This window comes from Candidatus Poriferisodalis sp., assembly GCF_965215815.1.
GTDB lineage: Bacteria > Actinomycetota > Acidimicrobiia > Acidimicrobiales > Poriferisodalaceae > Poriferisodalis.
In genome coordinates, this window is the sequence record NZ_CBDCEO010000013.1 from 156,928 (window position 1) to 170,945 (window position 14,018).

At 67.1% G+C, this 14,018-nt stretch carries 12 protein-coding genes and 1 pseudogene; 6 read left to right on the forward strand and 7 right to left on the reverse strand.

What is annotated here, in order from left to right; genetic code table 11:
• Nucleotides 1-27: 27 nt before the first annotated feature.
• The 3 genes from ACOOHB_RS10690 to ACOOHB_RS10700 are packed head-to-tail and all read right to left on the reverse strand — an operon-like array spanning nucleotide 28 to nucleotide 2,740.
• Entirely contained in the window at nucleotides 28-495 is a 468-nt protein-coding gene (locus tag ACOOHB_RS10690) for a hypothetical protein (protein ID WP_420444830.1), read from the reverse strand.
• Entirely contained in the window at nucleotides 492-1,586 is a 1,095-nt protein-coding gene (mnmA, locus tag ACOOHB_RS10695; protein ID WP_420444831.1) for a tRNA 2-thiouridine(34) synthase MnmA, read from the reverse strand. The genes ACOOHB_RS10690 and mnmA overlap by 4 nt, the downstream gene beginning before the upstream one ends.
• The gene (locus tag ACOOHB_RS10700; RefSeq protein WP_420444832.1) at nucleotides 1,583-2,740 is read right to left on the reverse strand and encodes a cysteine desulfurase family protein; all 1,158 of its coding nucleotides are present in this window, start codon (nucleotides 2,738-2,740) and stop codon (nucleotides 1,583-1,585) included. Before ACOOHB_RS10700 ends, mnmA begins: the two co-directional genes overlap by 4 nt.
• A gap of 270 nt (nucleotides 2,741-3,010) precedes the next feature.
• Here ACOOHB_RS10700 and ACOOHB_RS10705 point away from each other — a divergent pair, with 270 nt between their 5' ends.
• Nucleotides 3,011-4,009, forward strand: coding sequence for a LysR substrate-binding domain-containing protein (locus ACOOHB_RS10705; protein ID WP_420444833.1), 999 nt, complete (start codon nucleotides 3,011-3,013; stop codon nucleotides 4,007-4,009).
• A gap of 125 nt (nucleotides 4,010-4,134) precedes the next feature.
• Nucleotides 4,135-5,259 carry an SRPBCC family protein gene (locus ACOOHB_RS10710; protein ID WP_420444834.1) on the forward strand — a complete coding sequence of 375 codons (1,125 nt, stop codon included), beginning with the start codon at nucleotides 4,135-4,137 and terminating at the stop codon, nucleotides 5,257-5,259.
• 42 nt (nucleotides 5,260-5,301) lie between these two features.
• On the opposite strand, the gene meaB is transcribed toward ACOOHB_RS10710, so the two are convergent.
• A complete protein-coding gene (meaB, locus tag ACOOHB_RS10715) occupies nucleotides 5,302-6,267 on the reverse strand; it encodes a methylmalonyl Co-A mutase-associated GTPase MeaB (protein WP_420444835.1) in 966 nt (321 codons plus the stop codon).
• Nucleotides 6,268-6,309: 42 nt separating this feature from the next.
• Complete coding sequence (gene murA, locus ACOOHB_RS10720; protein ID WP_420444836.1) at nucleotides 6,310-7,590, reverse strand: UDP-N-acetylglucosamine 1-carboxyvinyltransferase; 1,281 nt, start codon at nucleotides 7,588-7,590, stop codon at nucleotides 6,310-6,312.
• Between the two features lie 94 nt (nucleotides 7,591-7,684).
• Between murA and ACOOHB_RS10725 the strand changes: the two genes are divergently transcribed.
• Both ACOOHB_RS10725 and ACOOHB_RS10730 read left to right on the forward strand, forming a co-directional pair.
• The gene (locus ACOOHB_RS10725) at nucleotides 7,685-9,247 is read left to right on the forward strand and encodes an MFS transporter (RefSeq protein ID WP_420444837.1); all 1,563 of its coding nucleotides are present in this window, start codon (nucleotides 7,685-7,687) and stop codon (nucleotides 9,245-9,247) included.
• Between the two features lie 45 nt (nucleotides 9,248-9,292).
• Complete coding sequence (locus tag ACOOHB_RS10730; protein WP_420444838.1) at nucleotides 9,293-9,871, forward strand: alpha/beta family hydrolase; 579 nt, start codon at nucleotides 9,293-9,295, stop codon at nucleotides 9,869-9,871.
• 13 nt (nucleotides 9,872-9,884) lie between these two features.
• On the opposite strand, the gene lhgO is transcribed toward ACOOHB_RS10730, so the two are convergent.
• Nucleotides 9,885-11,096, reverse strand: coding sequence for an L-2-hydroxyglutarate oxidase (gene lhgO / locus ACOOHB_RS10735; protein ID WP_420444839.1), 1,212 nt, complete (start codon nucleotides 11,094-11,096; stop codon nucleotides 9,885-9,887).
• Nucleotides 11,097-11,180: 84 nt separating this feature from the next.
• Here lhgO and glpX point away from each other — a divergent pair, with 84 nt between their 5' ends.
• Together glpX and ACOOHB_RS10745 are read left to right on the forward strand one after the other, a co-directional pair.
• On the forward strand, nucleotides 11,181-12,221 hold the full coding sequence (gene glpX / locus ACOOHB_RS10740; protein WP_420444840.1) for a class II fructose-bisphosphatase: 1,041 nt from the start codon (nucleotides 11,181-11,183) through the stop codon (nucleotides 12,219-12,221).
• A 3-nt stretch (nucleotides 12,222-12,224) separates the two neighbouring features.
• On the forward strand, nucleotides 12,225-12,680 hold the full coding sequence (locus ACOOHB_RS10745) for a phosphoribosyl-AMP cyclohydrolase (RefSeq protein WP_420444841.1): 456 nt from the start codon (nucleotides 12,225-12,227) through the stop codon (nucleotides 12,678-12,680).
• A 27-nt stretch (nucleotides 12,681-12,707) separates the two neighbouring features.
• Here the strand turns inward: ACOOHB_RS10745 and ACOOHB_RS10750 are convergent.
• Nucleotides 12,708-13,979: pseudogene (locus ACOOHB_RS10750) on the reverse strand (ammonium transporter).
• Nucleotides 13,980-14,018: the final 39 nt, after the last annotated feature.

Below are 14,018 nucleotides of genomic sequence, written 5' to 3' on the forward strand. Positions count from 1 at the left end.
CGCCGATTTGTGGCCCCGGCATCGAGATCAGAACGTCATGAAGCACCACTCGAAGCTGAAGTCAGCCGCTTCGATGTCGATCGTCGGAGTTGCGGTCACACGAGCGCACGTCTGCCCGCTGCGCAGCTTCTCGATGACCTTGCCAGTCCCTGGAGCAAAGAAGTACTCGCCGAGTTGGGTCGTGCCGGCGTCGAGCTGTCCGGCGGGAATGGTCGTCCCGTTGATGACGAGTGTCGGCCTCCAGCCGGGGTCGAGACGAGCACCGATCGGGCTCTGGCGTGGCACTTGAGCGCCGGGCACCGGCGTCACTGTCTGCAGGCCGCTCGGATATGGCGGAGCAGACTCGCCTCCGCGACTCAGCCACACCGCGAGCACGACGCCCGTCGCGGCAACGAGCACGCCAAGCGTGATGGCCGTCGAGACGCCCTTGCGTAACGCCCAGGGAACGGGCGGATCGTTGCCGTTGGGATTGCCCTTCGATCTCGCGCGCCTCATGTGAGATGTCCGGCGGCGGTCGCACCGCCGATCACCTCGTCACCTTCGTAGAAGACGACAGCTTGACCGGCAGCGACGCGGCGCTGAGGTTCGATCCAGTGCAACTGACCCTCAGCATCGAGGCGCGCCGGCAGCGCGTGGCCGTGCGCGCTGGTCTGGGCGAGTACGTCGCCGGCAACGGACATGTTGGCCCAGTGATGGTCGACCAGCTGAACGCCCCGTGCTGCCAGCTCATCGACCCCGCCGACGGTGACACGACGGGTTCCGATGTCCACTTCGATGGCGTATCGACGCTGGGCCGCGCCGCCGAGATCGAGACCCTTGCGCTGGCCGACCGTGACCAACTCCACCGCCGGAGCGGTGCCGATGCGCCGGCCCGACGTGTCGACCAGCTCCGCAGGGTGCAGGTCGATGCGTTCAGCGAGGAAGCGTTCCCTGCCCGCGGTTTCGGTGATGAAGCAGACGTCCTGGCTTTCGGCCTTTCGGGCCGTGCGCAGTCCAAGTTCGGATGCAATTGCCCGCAGCTCGTCCTTGCGGTAGTCGCCGACGGGGAACCACACCTCCGCCAGATCTGACGCCGAGAGCATGTAGAGCACGTAGGACTGGTCTTTCGCGCTGTCGGTACCGCGCTGCAGCGCCAACCCGCCCCTTCTGGAGCTGATGCGGACGTGATGTCCGGTGACCAAGCGGTCGAAGCCCAAGCGGCGGGCTCGGTCCAACAGGACATCGAACTTGACATGCCGGTTGCAGGCGATACACGGGTTCGGAGTGAGACCTCGGCGGTGTGCATCCACGTACGTTTCGACGACGTCGCGCTCGAATTCGGCTGCGTAGTTGAAGACGAAGTGGTCTATGCCCAACTGCTGGCACACCCTGCGGGCATCGTCCACGTCTGACACCGCGCAGCAGCCTTGATCCTGGGGCCCTCCCCACAGCTTCAGCGTGACGCCGACCACCTCATGGCCCTCGCGCAGGCACAGCGCGGCAGCGACGGAGCTGTCGACGCCGCCCGACATGGCGACGAGCACCTTGCTCGTCGTCGCTGCTCCATGCAGCTGTGTCTTGGTCGCTGCTCCATGCAGCTGTGTCATCGCAGCTGCTCCACGCAGCGTGGAATCGATTCGATGGCCCGCTCGATCTCCCACGGTTCGGTGCACCAGCCCAGCGACAGGCGCAGCGAGCCAGCTGCGGCTTGGCGGTCAACGCCCATGGCCCCAAGCACATGGCTGGGCTCCATGGCACCCGATGCACAGGAGGCCGCTGCGGAGGCCATCACGTCATATCGATCGAGCAGCACCAGCAACGCCTCGGTCTCGATGCCTTCGAGGAGCAACTGGCAGATGCCCGCGGCGCGGCACGACCTTGCGACGGTCTCGGCGCATCCGTCGATTGCTGTGAGCAGCCCGTCAGCCAGCCGATCTGCGAGCGTGCCTATCCGGCAGATGTCGGCGTCGCGCGTCTGGGTCAGCTCCCCAAGCGCTGCGCCGAGCGCGGCGATTCCAGCGGTGTTGTGCGTGCCGCTGCGCCGGTCCGCCTCCTGTCCGCCGCCGAGCACCTGCGCCGACAGCGGCACCTCGGGCCGGATGGCCAAGAGGCCGACGCCCTTGGGGCCGCCGAACTTGTGAGCGCTCAACGACAGCAGGTCTGCGCGGCGCGCCGCTGCGGCGATGTCGATCCAGTTGACGCCCTGCACTGCATCGGTGTGCAGCAGCGCATCGGGGGCGTGCGCACGCACCACCTCGGCGAGCGCATCGAGGTCGGCAATGACGCCTGACTCATTGTTGACGAGCATTACCGAGACCAATCCCACCGGCGGTCCGGCTTCAGGAGCCAGCTGTGCTGCCAGATGTTCGAGATCGACCGCGCCGCCCGAATCGACTCGCACTTTTCGTCCGCCGACCGCTTCAACCGGATGCAGCACGGCGTGGTGTTCGGTCGCCGGGCACAGTGCGGTCGTTCGGGTCGCAGCCGTGACGCCGCGCACTGCGAGATTGTCGGCCTCGGTCCCACCACTGGTGAACACGATGCCGTGCGGGTCGAAGCCGAGAGCGCAGGCCGCGATCTCGCGGGCATCGTCGATCGCCAACCTTGACCTGCGCGCCATGCGATGAGCTCCCGACGGATTGGCGAACTGGGTTTCAAAGAACGGCGTCATGGCCTCGACGGCACACGGTCGCATCGGAGTTGATGCAGCACAGTCGAGATAAGCGGGGCGATCCGCTGTTCGAATCCCGTCGACAGTCACATCGTGAGGTTACGGGTGCTGCCCAAGGCCGCCCGCCGACTGGCCCAGTTGCGCCACTCCGAGCGCTCATTCATGGCTTCGGCCTAATCGACACCAAGGGACAAACGAATGGTTTCGGGGCCGTTCGCGCGACCACCTGCGTGCGGAGCCGGGAGACAATGCGTGTGGGGACAACCGCAACCGACCTCTACAGCCTGGAGGAAGGAGCCTCATGGACATCGCCTCACAGGTGAGTCAGACGTCCCCTTCGCCGACAACCGGAATCGTCGAGTGAATCCCCCGTCAGCTACACGTCCCAACACCAACGCGGTCGGCCGGCCGACGATGCGCCAGCTGGAGTATCTCGTGGCGCTGAACACGCACGGGCACATCGGGCGCGCGGCAGCGGCCTGCTACGTCTCACAGCCCACACTGAGTACCCAGATCCGGCAGCTCGAACGCCATCTCGGCGTCTCGATCACCGAACGGGTCGGCCGCGGCATCGTCGTCACTCCTGTAGGTCGCGAGCTTGCAGACCGTGCGCGGGCTGTCCTGCGCGACACCGACGAGCTCCTCGAATGGGGTCGCACCAGCACTGACGAACTCATCGGCCCCTTGAGAATCGCCGCGATACCGACGGCTGCGCCGTACCTGCTGGCGCGCATCCTGCCCGTCGTCCGCGAGCGACACCCGGACGTGCAGATACACCTCGACGAGATGAAGACACTTGTGCTGGTCGACGTGTTGACCACGGCGCAACTCGATCTTGGGCTGATGGCATTGCCGATTCCGTCCGAGGACATCGAACATCTGGTGGTCCTCGAAGATCCCTTCCTGCTGGCGATGGAGCCCGGGCATCGCTTGGCGCGCCGGCCTGCGGTGACATCGGGCGATCTCGCGGAAGAAACAGTGCTGCTGCTCGAGAATGGCCACTGCCTCCGTGGTCAGGCGCTCGAGATCTGCCGCGACGCTGGCGCCCGTGAGGTCGGCAAGGGCGGTACCAGCCTGACGACGATCTGCCAGATGGTTGCGGCCGGCATGGGCGTGACGCTGCTGCCCAGGAGCGCCGCCCCCATCGAGGCGCGACGGGGTGCAGGAATCGTTGTCCGCCCGTTCAGCGACGTAGTCCCGAGCCGGCAGCTGGCACTCGCTTGGCGTGGTCGGTCGCCCGCCGCGCCGTTGTACCGCGATCTGGCTGTCCTGATTGCGGAACGGCTGGCGGATCTGAACACCACCTCGCCGCCGGCTGCAGCGAGGCAGGAACCTGGGGATGTGCCAGACGCGGAATGACAGCGGCCGATTGCGGTGCCACACTCTCTGAGCGTTCGCACTCGCTGGCCTTGCTCCCCTGCCAGGCGACGAGACCCATTGGGCGCGACGCATTTGCGACGGGCAACGACAGGGCAGCCACCGACATGGGCATCGAGGTCAAGATCGACATTCCCGCATCGCAACAAGAGGTCTGGGATTTCGCGGCGGATCTTGCTCGCAATGTGGAGTGGATGGTTGACGCCGAGACGATCACCTTCACCTCCGATCAGACCGAAGGTGTCGGCACGACGTTCGACTGCGTGACCAAGCTCGGCCCGCTTCAGACAACGGATCGCATCGAAGTCGTCGAGTGGGACCCGCCGCGAACGCTCGGCGTCGAGCACCACGGAGCCGTGCGTGGCACGGGTCGCTTCACGCTCACGCCGATTGATGAAGGCACGCGCTTCACTTGGAACGAGGAACTCATGCTGCCGTGGTACTTCGGCGCGCGCTTCGGGCGGCAGCCCGCCTCGTTGGTGCTCGAGCGCATGTGGCGGAAGAATCTGCGCACGCTGCGGGCCCGGATTCTCGAACGGCAGCAAGGACCGACTGGCCATGAGCCTGGACCGCTGCTCGGGATGGGACGCGACTCCGAAGTGCGCGCCTACGGCCCGCACATCATTCGCGTCAGCCTCCGCGGGCGAGATCTGAACCACGAAGCCGAAGCCATGCGCCACGTGCGGACGTACGGCTTTCCTGCGCCCAAGGTGATCTCGGTGCCCGACGATCACTCGGTGGTGATGGAGCGCCTCTCCGGGCCCACCATGCTCGACGACTTGGCGGCAAAGCCGTGGCTGCTGTTGCGACACGCGAAGGGTTTGTCGAGACTGCACCGGCGACTCGGCGAGGTACCGGCGCCCGGCGATTGGGTCAAGGTCTCCCACGGCAGCTCGGTCGTCCATCTCGACCTGCAGCCCGACAACGTGAAGCTCACCCCCGGCGGCCCCATCGTCATCGACTGGTCGAACGCAGCCGCCGGCGACTGCAGATTCGACGCTGCCTCCACCTACGTGCGGCTGCGCACCGGCTCGCCCGACAACCACGCCGCCGCCCGTGCGGTCATCAACGCATTCCGCACCCGCTTCGCGCGCGCCTTCCTCAAGGAATTCGGCGCCGACGAGATTCACTCGCGCCTGCGTGCCGCGGCCGACCTGCGTCTGCTCGACCGCAACCTGCACCCCAACGAGCGCGAGGCGGTTTTCGCGCTCGCCCGTGGCGAACTCGACTGAGTCCCGCAGCGCCAATGCGTCCCCAAGATCGACTCTGGCGACTCAGCGGGCCTTGCTGAGAAGGACTTCGGCAGCGGCGTAGGGATCCAGCTCTCTCCGAGCAAGACGCTCGCGGAGCGTTTCTGCGTCGGGGCCGTCGGTGAGCGCGGCAACACGCTCGGAGATACTGGCTCGCAAGACCTCATCGAGCTCGGTCACCACACGAGCCGCTCGGCGCGCCTCCAGTTCCCCCGAAGCCGTGCAGTGATCGCGGTGTGCGCAGATGGCGTCCCACAGCTCGGCGGCGCCTTCGCCGGTGGTGCCAACCGAGGTGAGAATCGGCGGGTCCCAGTCACCCGGCGCAGAGAGGTCCAGCATCTGGCGGATGTCCCTGCTCGTTTCCGACGTGCCGGGCCGGTCGGCCTTGTTCACAACAAAGATGTCGGCGATCTCCATCAGACCCGCCTTGTTGGCCTGCACCGAATCGCCCCAACCCGGATTCACGACCACGACCGTGGTATCGGCGGCGCCGACGATCTCGGTCTCGACCTGTCCCACGCCGACCGTCTCGATGAGCACCCACGGCCATCCGAGCGCATCCAGCACCCGCGCCGCGAGCGGCGTCGCCAGCGTGAGACCGCCGAGGTGGCCCCGGGTGGCCATCGAGCGGATGTAAACGCCCTCGTCGAAGGTGTGGTCGGACATGCGCACCCTGTCGCCGAGGATCGCCCCACCGCTGAACGGCGACGACGGATCGATGGCGAGCACGGCCAAGCGCTCCCCGCGCTCGCGTGCCACGCCGACCACTGCCGAGTTGAGGGTGGACTTCCCGGCTCCAGGCGCACCCGTCATGCCGACCGTGTGAGCGTTGCCTGACTGGGCGAACGTCAGCGCTCCCAGCTCCCGTGCCTGCGGACCTCCGCGCTCGACGTGCGACATGATCCGCGCCAGGGCGCGCCGGTGACCTGAGCGAGCAGCCTCAAGCAGGCTCGCCACATCGGCAGTCAGGGAAGCCCCGGAGCTTGTCATCGGCGCGCCGACGGTAGCGATGCGCGCCGAAGGTGGCACGCCTTAGCGACGTGTGATGGTCGCGCCAATGCCGACGAGCTTGCTGACGAGATCCTCATAGCCACGATCGATGTGCGTGGCACCTGCCACCTCGGTCTCGCCTTCGGCTGCGAGACCCGCCACCACCAGCGCCGCGCCAGCTCGGATGTCATGCGCGCGTACCGGCGCGCCCGAGAGGCGTTCGGTGCCGCGCACGACGGCATGATGGCCCTCTGTGCGGATGTCGGCACCCATGCGCCGCAACTCGTCGATATAGCGGAACCGGCCGGTGAAGATGTTCTCGGTGACGATCCCGACGCCAGACGCCGTCGTGAGCATCGAGACGAGGAACGGTTTGTAGTCGGTCGCCAAGCCTGGATACGGCAGCGTGGAGACGTCCGCGGACGAGAGCCGTCCGGTCGCGGTCGCCCTCACCCCCGCTGCGTCGGAAACGATGTGCACATCCATCTCGGTGAGCTTGCGAATCAGCATCGCCATGTGGTCGGCCACTGCGTCACGCAGGAACACCGACCCACCGCACATACCGACCGCCGCAAGGAATGTGGCTGCCTCAATGCGGTCGGGAATCACCCGGTAGCCGTCGGTGGATCTGGCGGGCGCCAAGCGTTCCACCCCGTCGACTGCGAGTCGATCCCCTGCCCACCCCACCTGGGCTCCCATCTGGTTGAGGAAGTTGACGAGGTCGCCGATCTCTGGTTCGCGCGCCGGGTTGTGAATGAGCGTGCGGCCCTTGGCTCGCACTGCAGCCATCAGCACGTTCTCGGTCGCGCCCACCGACGGATACTCCAGCACGACGTCTGTCCCGGTGAGCACCTCCGCGGTGGCCGAGATGTCGCCGTGGGCGGTGCTGAACACTGCCCCGAGGCTCTCCAACGCTCTCAGATGCATGTCGATCGGGCGCGGTCCGAAGTCGTCCCCTCCCGGCAGCGCAACGCGGGCCTTGCCGAATCGCGCCAGCAGCGGGCCGAGTACCACGATGGAGGCTCGCATGCGCTCGACAAGGTGGTACGGCGCCGCTGTGTCCATCTCCTCCGGCACGTCAATGACCAGCCGGTGATCGGCACGCGTCACCGTCACACCCATCGCTTCGAGCAGCTCGCACATGAGCGTCACGTCGGAAATGTCGGGCACGTTGGCCAGCACGTGTCGGCCTTCGGCCAGCAGGCACGCTGCCATCAGCTTGAGCACGCTGTTCTTGGCGCCGCCGATGTGGACCTCGCCGTCGAGGGCGCTGCTGCGCTGGGCCACGATCGTGTCAAGCTCGCCCGAGTCCGGCTCGTTCATCGCCCTACCGATACCACTGCCGGGCACCGAAGCGGTGCCGCGGGGCCATCGCAGTATGTACCTGCTCAAGGTGCAGCTGTGCTAGGCCCCCAGCGTGACCCGGCAGGTGCGCACCTTCGTTGCAGACTCTGACGAGGTAGCTGAACTGCTGCGCCCGCGAGACGACATCGTGCTTGAGGCCCCCGGCACCGCCGTCGACGGCACGCGTACCTTCGATCTCGCAGAGGGTCCTTTCGAGGGTTATGCCCGCTCGGTCCGTGTGACCGAGCTGGAAGGCACAGCGCGCCATCAGGTGACCGAGACGCTGGAGTGGCGCCTGGCGGTGCCGTGGTTCGGACCGGCCATCAACGTTGCTGTCCGGCGTGCCATGCGTACCGCGCGAACGGGCGACGGCAAACAGCCGGTGTGGGCACCGCCGCAACGCCTCACCGCACGCTCGGCGACCATCATGGCCATGCTCGCCGCCGCGGCGATGCTGAGCGGCTACCTCGCCAACGCCCCATCGGAGCTCCACACCTACGCAGCGGACGAGTTCGGGGCCGATCAATCCGCCCAGGGAATGCTCGGCGCAGTGGTGCGCATCGGAACGCTGCTCGCCATCGGGGTGTCGGTGCTTGCGGATCGCTACGGGCGGCGGCGCATCGTGGCCGGCGCCATGCTCGTCGGCATTTCGAGCGCGGCGCTGGCGGCGCTGGCGCCTTCCATGGCTTGGCTGGGCGCGTTCTTGCTCATCGGCCGAACCGCCAACGCAGCGCTCGGCGCCACGATCCTCGTGATGGCGCTCGAGGAGATCCCAGCGGGCTGCCGAGCGTGGTGCTTGTCGGTGCTGGCCATGGCGGCTGCGCTGGGCGCCGGCGTGGTCGTCTGGCTGCAACCCCTGTCCGACCTGGCCCCGTGGGCGTGGCGACTGCTGTTCGGCGTGCCGCTCTTCGCGCTGCTCGCCGCTCGTCCGCTGCTGCGCAGGCTCCCCGAGAGCCGTCGCTTCGAACGACGCGGCCGTGGCGTGAGGCTGCGCGGGTACTGGCGTCCGATCGCGCTCCTCGGCGCCATCTATCTGGCATTCGGCCTGTTCCTGGGGCCCATCGACTGGTTCCGCAACGAGTACCTGCGTGACGAGCACGGCTTCAGCGCAACGTTGGTGTCGCTGTTCGTGCTGGGCACAGCGACGCCTGCGGGTCTCGCCGTGTATGCGGCGGGCAGGTTGGCGGACTCCCGGGGCCGGCGCGTCATCCTGGCCGTTGCTTCAGTGGCAGGCCTGGGCTCCCTCGTGGTGATGTTCAACGTGTCCGGGGCGGCGCTGTGGTTGCTGGGCCTCGTCGGCGCAATGCTGTCGGCAGGATTGCTGCCGTCGCTCGGGGTGTACCGCGGCGAGCTGTTCCCGACCGCCGTGCGGGCACGCGCTGCGACACTGACCGGTGCCATGGGTGTCGGCGGCGCAGCCGCAGGCGTGCTGCTCGCCGGCCGGCTGCGCACCGCGTGGGGCAGCTTCGGCGAGGTCATCGCGCTGTTGTGGGTCGGGCCCCTTGTCGCAGCAGGCATCGCCGTGCTGTGGCTGGTCGAACGCAGCGGACGCGAGCTCGAAGAACTGCACCCGGCCGATGCTGCTGCGGACTCCGACGGGCTGCGGCCCCCTGTGCCGCCCCCAGCACCGATGTGACAGGTCGGGACACGACCAGTGCGACCGGGTCAAGATGAGACTGAGATGAGCGACGTTCGAGGACTGCTGCTGACACCGGGTGCCGGCGGCGGCGCGGACCACCGCACGCTCGTTGACATTGAGACGGCCTTGGCCGATCGGATGCCGGTGAGGCGACACGACTTCGCATACCGACGGGCCGGTCGGCGAGCACCGCCCCGCGCCGAGAAGGTCGTCGATGAGCTGCTGGAGGATCTGCGGAAGATCGCTGCCGAACTCGGGGTGCCGCCGACAGGCATGTTGCTCGGCGGCAGATCCTTCGGTGGCCGTGTGTGCTCCATGGCAGTCGCTGCCGGCGCTCCCGCAGCTGGTCTCGTACTCCTGAGCTATCCGTTGCATCCACCCGAGCGACCCGAGCGTCTGCGCAACGCTCACTTCGGCCAGATCACGGTGCCGTGCTTGTTCATCTCAGGCACGCGTGATCCGTTCGCGACGCCGGACGAGCTGCGCGAGCACACGAGCGTTCTCGCCGGCCCGGTCACGCTCCACTTCATCGACGGCGCCCGCCACGACCCCAACACGATCGCCGCGCGCCGTGCCGTCGTCGAACACATCGAGAACTGGCTGGGCGGGCTCGAGGGCTGAGCTGTCGCCAGCCTCAGCCGTCGATCCGCTTCACGATCATCTTGGCGATCTCCAGGCTGGAGGTGGCGGCGGGACTCGGCGCGTTCAGCACATGGGTGCTGCGCCCGGCGGTCGCTACAGCGAAATCGTCCTCCAGCTCACCGTCGGCATCCATCGCTTGGGCACGCACTCCAGCGGCCGAGCGCACCAAGTCGGACGACTCGATCTCGGGCACCAGCCGCTGCAGCGCCCGGGTGAACGCTGTCTTGTTCAGCGATCGCCACACCTCCCCCGCGCCCGTGCGCCAGTAGCGCCGTGCAAGACGCCACAGGCCGCGGTTGGTGAGGTGCTCGCGCAGCTGGGCCCCGCTGATGTCGCTCCAGCGGTAGCCCTCACGGGACAGTGCAAGCACGGCGTTAGGGCCCGCGTGGATCGTGCCGTCGATCATGCGGGTGAGGTGCACCCCCAGGAACGGGAAGCTCGGGTCCGGCACGGGGTAGATGAGGTTGTTGACGAGATGCGAGCGCTCGGGCACCAGTTCGTAGTACTCGCCGCGGAACGGGACGATCCGGTAACCACCCCCGGCGCCCGCCAGCGCCGCCACCTGATCGCAGCGCAGCCCCGCGCAGTTCACCAGGCTCTTCGCCTCCAGCTCGCCAGTCGTCGTGGTGACGCGCACGCTGTCGGCGCCCTCGCTGATCCCGATCACCGCCGTACCCGTGCACAGCTCGCCGCCCGCGGCTTCGATCTCGCCGATCAACGCGTCGCACACTGCGCCGTAGTCGACAATCCCAGTGCCTCGAACAAGCAGCGCCTCCACCCCAGCGCAATACGGCTCCAGCTCAGCCAGGCGCCGAGCGTCAATGAGCTCGGCGGGAACGCCATTGCTCACGGCCCGCTCGGCGAGCGCCACGAGCCGCTCCTGCTCGGAGCTGTCGACCGCAACGATGACCTTGCCGCACACTTCGTGGGCGATGCCCCGCTGTCGGGCGAACTCGACCATCGAACTGCGGCCGGCGACCGCCAACTCCGCCTTGGCTGAACCGGGCCGGTAGTACACACCCGAGTGCAGCACACCGGAGTTCCGGCCCGTCTGGTGCATCGCCGGCCGGTCTTCGGCTTCCAGGATCACCACGCGGCGACCGGGATGATCTGCGAGATAGCGGTGCGCGGTCGCCAGCCCGATGATTCCCGCCCCCACCACGGCGAGATCCGCACGGGCTGACGGGGACCGGGCGCTCGTCATCGACGTGAAGCTAGCGGGGCAAACGAAAGGGCTACGGTCTGCCGCCGTGGGTTCGATACGACCGCAGCACTATGGTCGGCTGCAATGAATGACAATCGCAGATCGTTCGGCGATCGAAGCCGTGCCGACCGTCCGGATCTCTCCCGCCAGGCTCCGGACCGCAACTTGGCGCTGGAACTGGTTCGCACCACAGAAGCAGCGGCCATGGCCGCCTCTCGCTGGATGGGTCGCGGCGACAAGGACGGCGCCGACGGCGCCGCCGTCGACGCGATGCGCGTTGTGCTGAGCACTGTTCCCATGGACGGCATCGTGATCATCGGCGAGGGCGAGAAGGACGAGGCGCCGATGCTGTTCAACGGCGAGCTCATCGGCGATGGCACTGGCGCACTCACCGATGTAGCAGTGGACCCGATCGATGGCACCACGCTGACCTCGCTCGGCCGAGGGAACGCCATCTCGGTCATCGCGGTCTCGCCGCGAGGCACCATGCTGGATCCCGGCCCGTGCGTGTACATGGAAAAGATCGCGGTTGGTCCCGAAGCCAAGGGGGTGGTGGACTTGAACCGCTCGCCGTCGGAGAACCTCCGGGCGATCGCTGAAGTCACCGGACAAGGCCTGCGAGACCTGACCGCCGTCGTACTGGACCGCGACCGCCACAGTGAGCTGATCCGGGAGATCCGAGAGACCGGCGCCCGCATCCGGCTCATTCCCGACGGCGATGTCGCCGGGGCCATCTCCGCGGCGGCCAGCGATACCACTGACGTGCTCTTTGGCATCGGCGGCACACCCGAAGGCATCATCTCCGCGGCGGCGCTCAAGTGCCTCGGCGGCGAGTTGCAGGGCCGCCTGTGGCCGCGCAACGACTACGAACGGCGAGCGGCCGCAGCGGCCGGTTTCGACCTCGAGCGAGTACTGCACATCGACGATCTGGTGCAGTCCGACGATGTCTTCTTCGCCGCCACGGGCATCACCGACGGAGAGTTGCTGCGGGGTGTCAAGTTCACTGCGCAGCGTGCCACCACCGACTCGCTGGTGATGCGCTCGCGCAGCGGCACAGTGCGGCGCATCGAAGCCACCCACGACATCGAGAAACTCAGCGCCTACGCGGCGGTGGACTTCACCTGAGCCATGCCTGACTCCCAAACTGATATCGCATCCCAGACGGAGCCAGCGCTCGACGACCTCGAAGAAGGCACGGTCGCCCGCATCGACTTCGGCAAGGTGGCCCAGATCGGCCGCGACGGCCACCAGGTCGTGCCAGTCGTACTGCAGGATGTCGACACCGGCGACGTGCTGTTCATCGGCTACGCCAACGACGAGGCGTTGCGGCTCACCCTCGAGCGACGCAGCGCCGTGCTGTATTCCACCTCGCGCAACGAGATCTGGCACAAGGGCGCTACTTCGGGCGACACCCTCTCACTCGTCGACGTGCGTGTGAACTGCGAGCAGAACTCGTTGCTGTACCGGGTGCGGCGCGACGCAGGCGGAGCGTGTCACACCCGCGACGCCAGCGGTTCAGCCCGCCCAGGCTGCTACTACCGCGCTCTGAACGACTCGAGCCAGTTGCGCCACCTCAACAGTTGAACTGTCTCGAACGCTGAATCAGCGCTGCTACTCGTCGAAGTTCTCGGGCATCAGCACGAACTCCGGGTAAGCCTCGATGCCGAGCTCCCCGGAGTCCTGACCCAATTGCTCGACCGTGCGTGAGATCCGCAGGCCCATCGTGATGTCCAAGGCCTTCCAGACGATCAGCGACGCAATGAACACGAACGCTCCTACCGACACCACGCCAAGCAACTGGATGTGCAGTTGGGCTCCAGCAGCGATTGCCGTCGCCAGCGTTCCCCAGATGCCGCAGATCAGGTGCGCCGGGATCGCGCCGACCACATCGTCGATCTTTGCCAGCTCCAGCGCCTTGATGCCAAGCGTGCACAGCACACCGCCGATGGCGCCGATGATCACCGCCCACCACTGCTGAGTGATGTCGGGGCCGGCCGTGATCGACACCAGGCCGGCAATGGCTCCGTTGAGACCCGCGAAGAGGTCGACCCTTCCCAGTACTGACCGGGAGACCGCAAGCGCCGCCACCACGCCCGCTGCCGCCGCGAGGTTCGTGTTGACAAGCACGTTGCTCATGGCCACCGCATCGAACACGCTGCCGAGTGCCAGCTGGGATCCGCCGTTGAAGCCGAACCAGCCGAACCACAGGATGAACACGCCAAGCGTCACGATGAGCACATTCGACGGCGGCGTGGGCTTCACCGTGCCGTCGGAGCGGAACTTGCCGAGCCGGGGACCAACCACCAGCACGCCGGCCAGCGCTGCCCACCCGCCAGTGCTGTGCACGATCGTCGAGCCCGCAAAGTCCTGAAAGCCCTGCTGGGCCAGCCAGCCGCCGCCCCAGGTCCACGCGCCCACGATCGGGTAGATGACGGCGGTCAGGACCAGCGTGAAGCCGAAGAACAGTCACATCTTGACGCGCTCGGCAATGGCGCCCGATACCACGGACGCCGCGGTTGCCACGAACACCATCTGGAAGAACCAGTCCGACATGACCGCGTAGCCGTTGGCGGCCACTGCGCCTGCTGCACCTGCGTCGCCGTCGAGCAGCGCCAATTCGTCCGCGCTGGGCCCGTACAGCAACTTGAACGAGCCCCAGAGGTCGCCCACCTCGACGTACATCAGGTTGTAGCCGAGGAAGTAGAACGCCAGGCCGGCGATCGAGTAGATGCCGATGTTCTTCAGGCAGATCATCGACGCGTTCTTGGTGCGGACTGCGCCGGCTTCAAGCATCGTGAAGCCAGCCGCCATCCACATGATCAGCGATCCCCAAACGAGGAACATGAACGTGTTCAGGATGAACTGCTCAGGAATCTCGACCATGACGAGCCCCCTGGCTGAATGTGCAGGACTGTCATGCTT

Excerpts from the sequence above, each read along its gene's own strand:
- glpX (WP_420444840.1), top strand. The coding sequence starts at position 11,181 with ATGAATGACAATCGCAGATCGTTCGGCGATCGAAGCCGTGCCGACCGT.
- murA (WP_420444836.1), bottom strand. The coding sequence starts at position 7,590 with ATGAACGAGCCGGACTCGGGCGAGCTTGACACGATCGTGGCCCAGCGC.
- ACOOHB_RS10710 (WP_420444834.1), top strand. The coding sequence starts at position 4,135 with ATGGGCATCGAGGTCAAGATCGACATTCCCGCATCGCAACAAGAGGTC.
- mnmA (WP_420444831.1), bottom strand. The coding sequence starts at position 1,586 with ATGACACAGCTGCATGGAGCAGCGACCAAGACACAGCTGCATGGAGCA.
- meaB (WP_420444835.1), bottom strand. The coding sequence starts at position 6,267 with ATGACAAGCTCCGGGGCTTCCCTGACTGCCGATGTGGCGAGCCTGCTT.
- lhgO (WP_420444839.1), bottom strand. The coding sequence starts at position 11,096 with ATGACGAGCGCCCGGTCCCCGTCAGCCCGTGCGGATCTCGCCGTGGTG.
- ACOOHB_RS10690 (WP_420444830.1), bottom strand. The coding sequence starts at position 495 with ATGAGGCGCGCGAGATCGAAGGGCAATCCCAACGGCAACGATCCGCCC.
- ACOOHB_RS10730 (WP_420444838.1), top strand. The coding sequence starts at position 9,293 with ATGAGCGACGTTCGAGGACTGCTGCTGACACCGGGTGCCGGCGGCGGC.
- ACOOHB_RS10745 (WP_420444841.1), top strand. The coding sequence starts at position 12,225 with ATGCCTGACTCCCAAACTGATATCGCATCCCAGACGGAGCCAGCGCTC.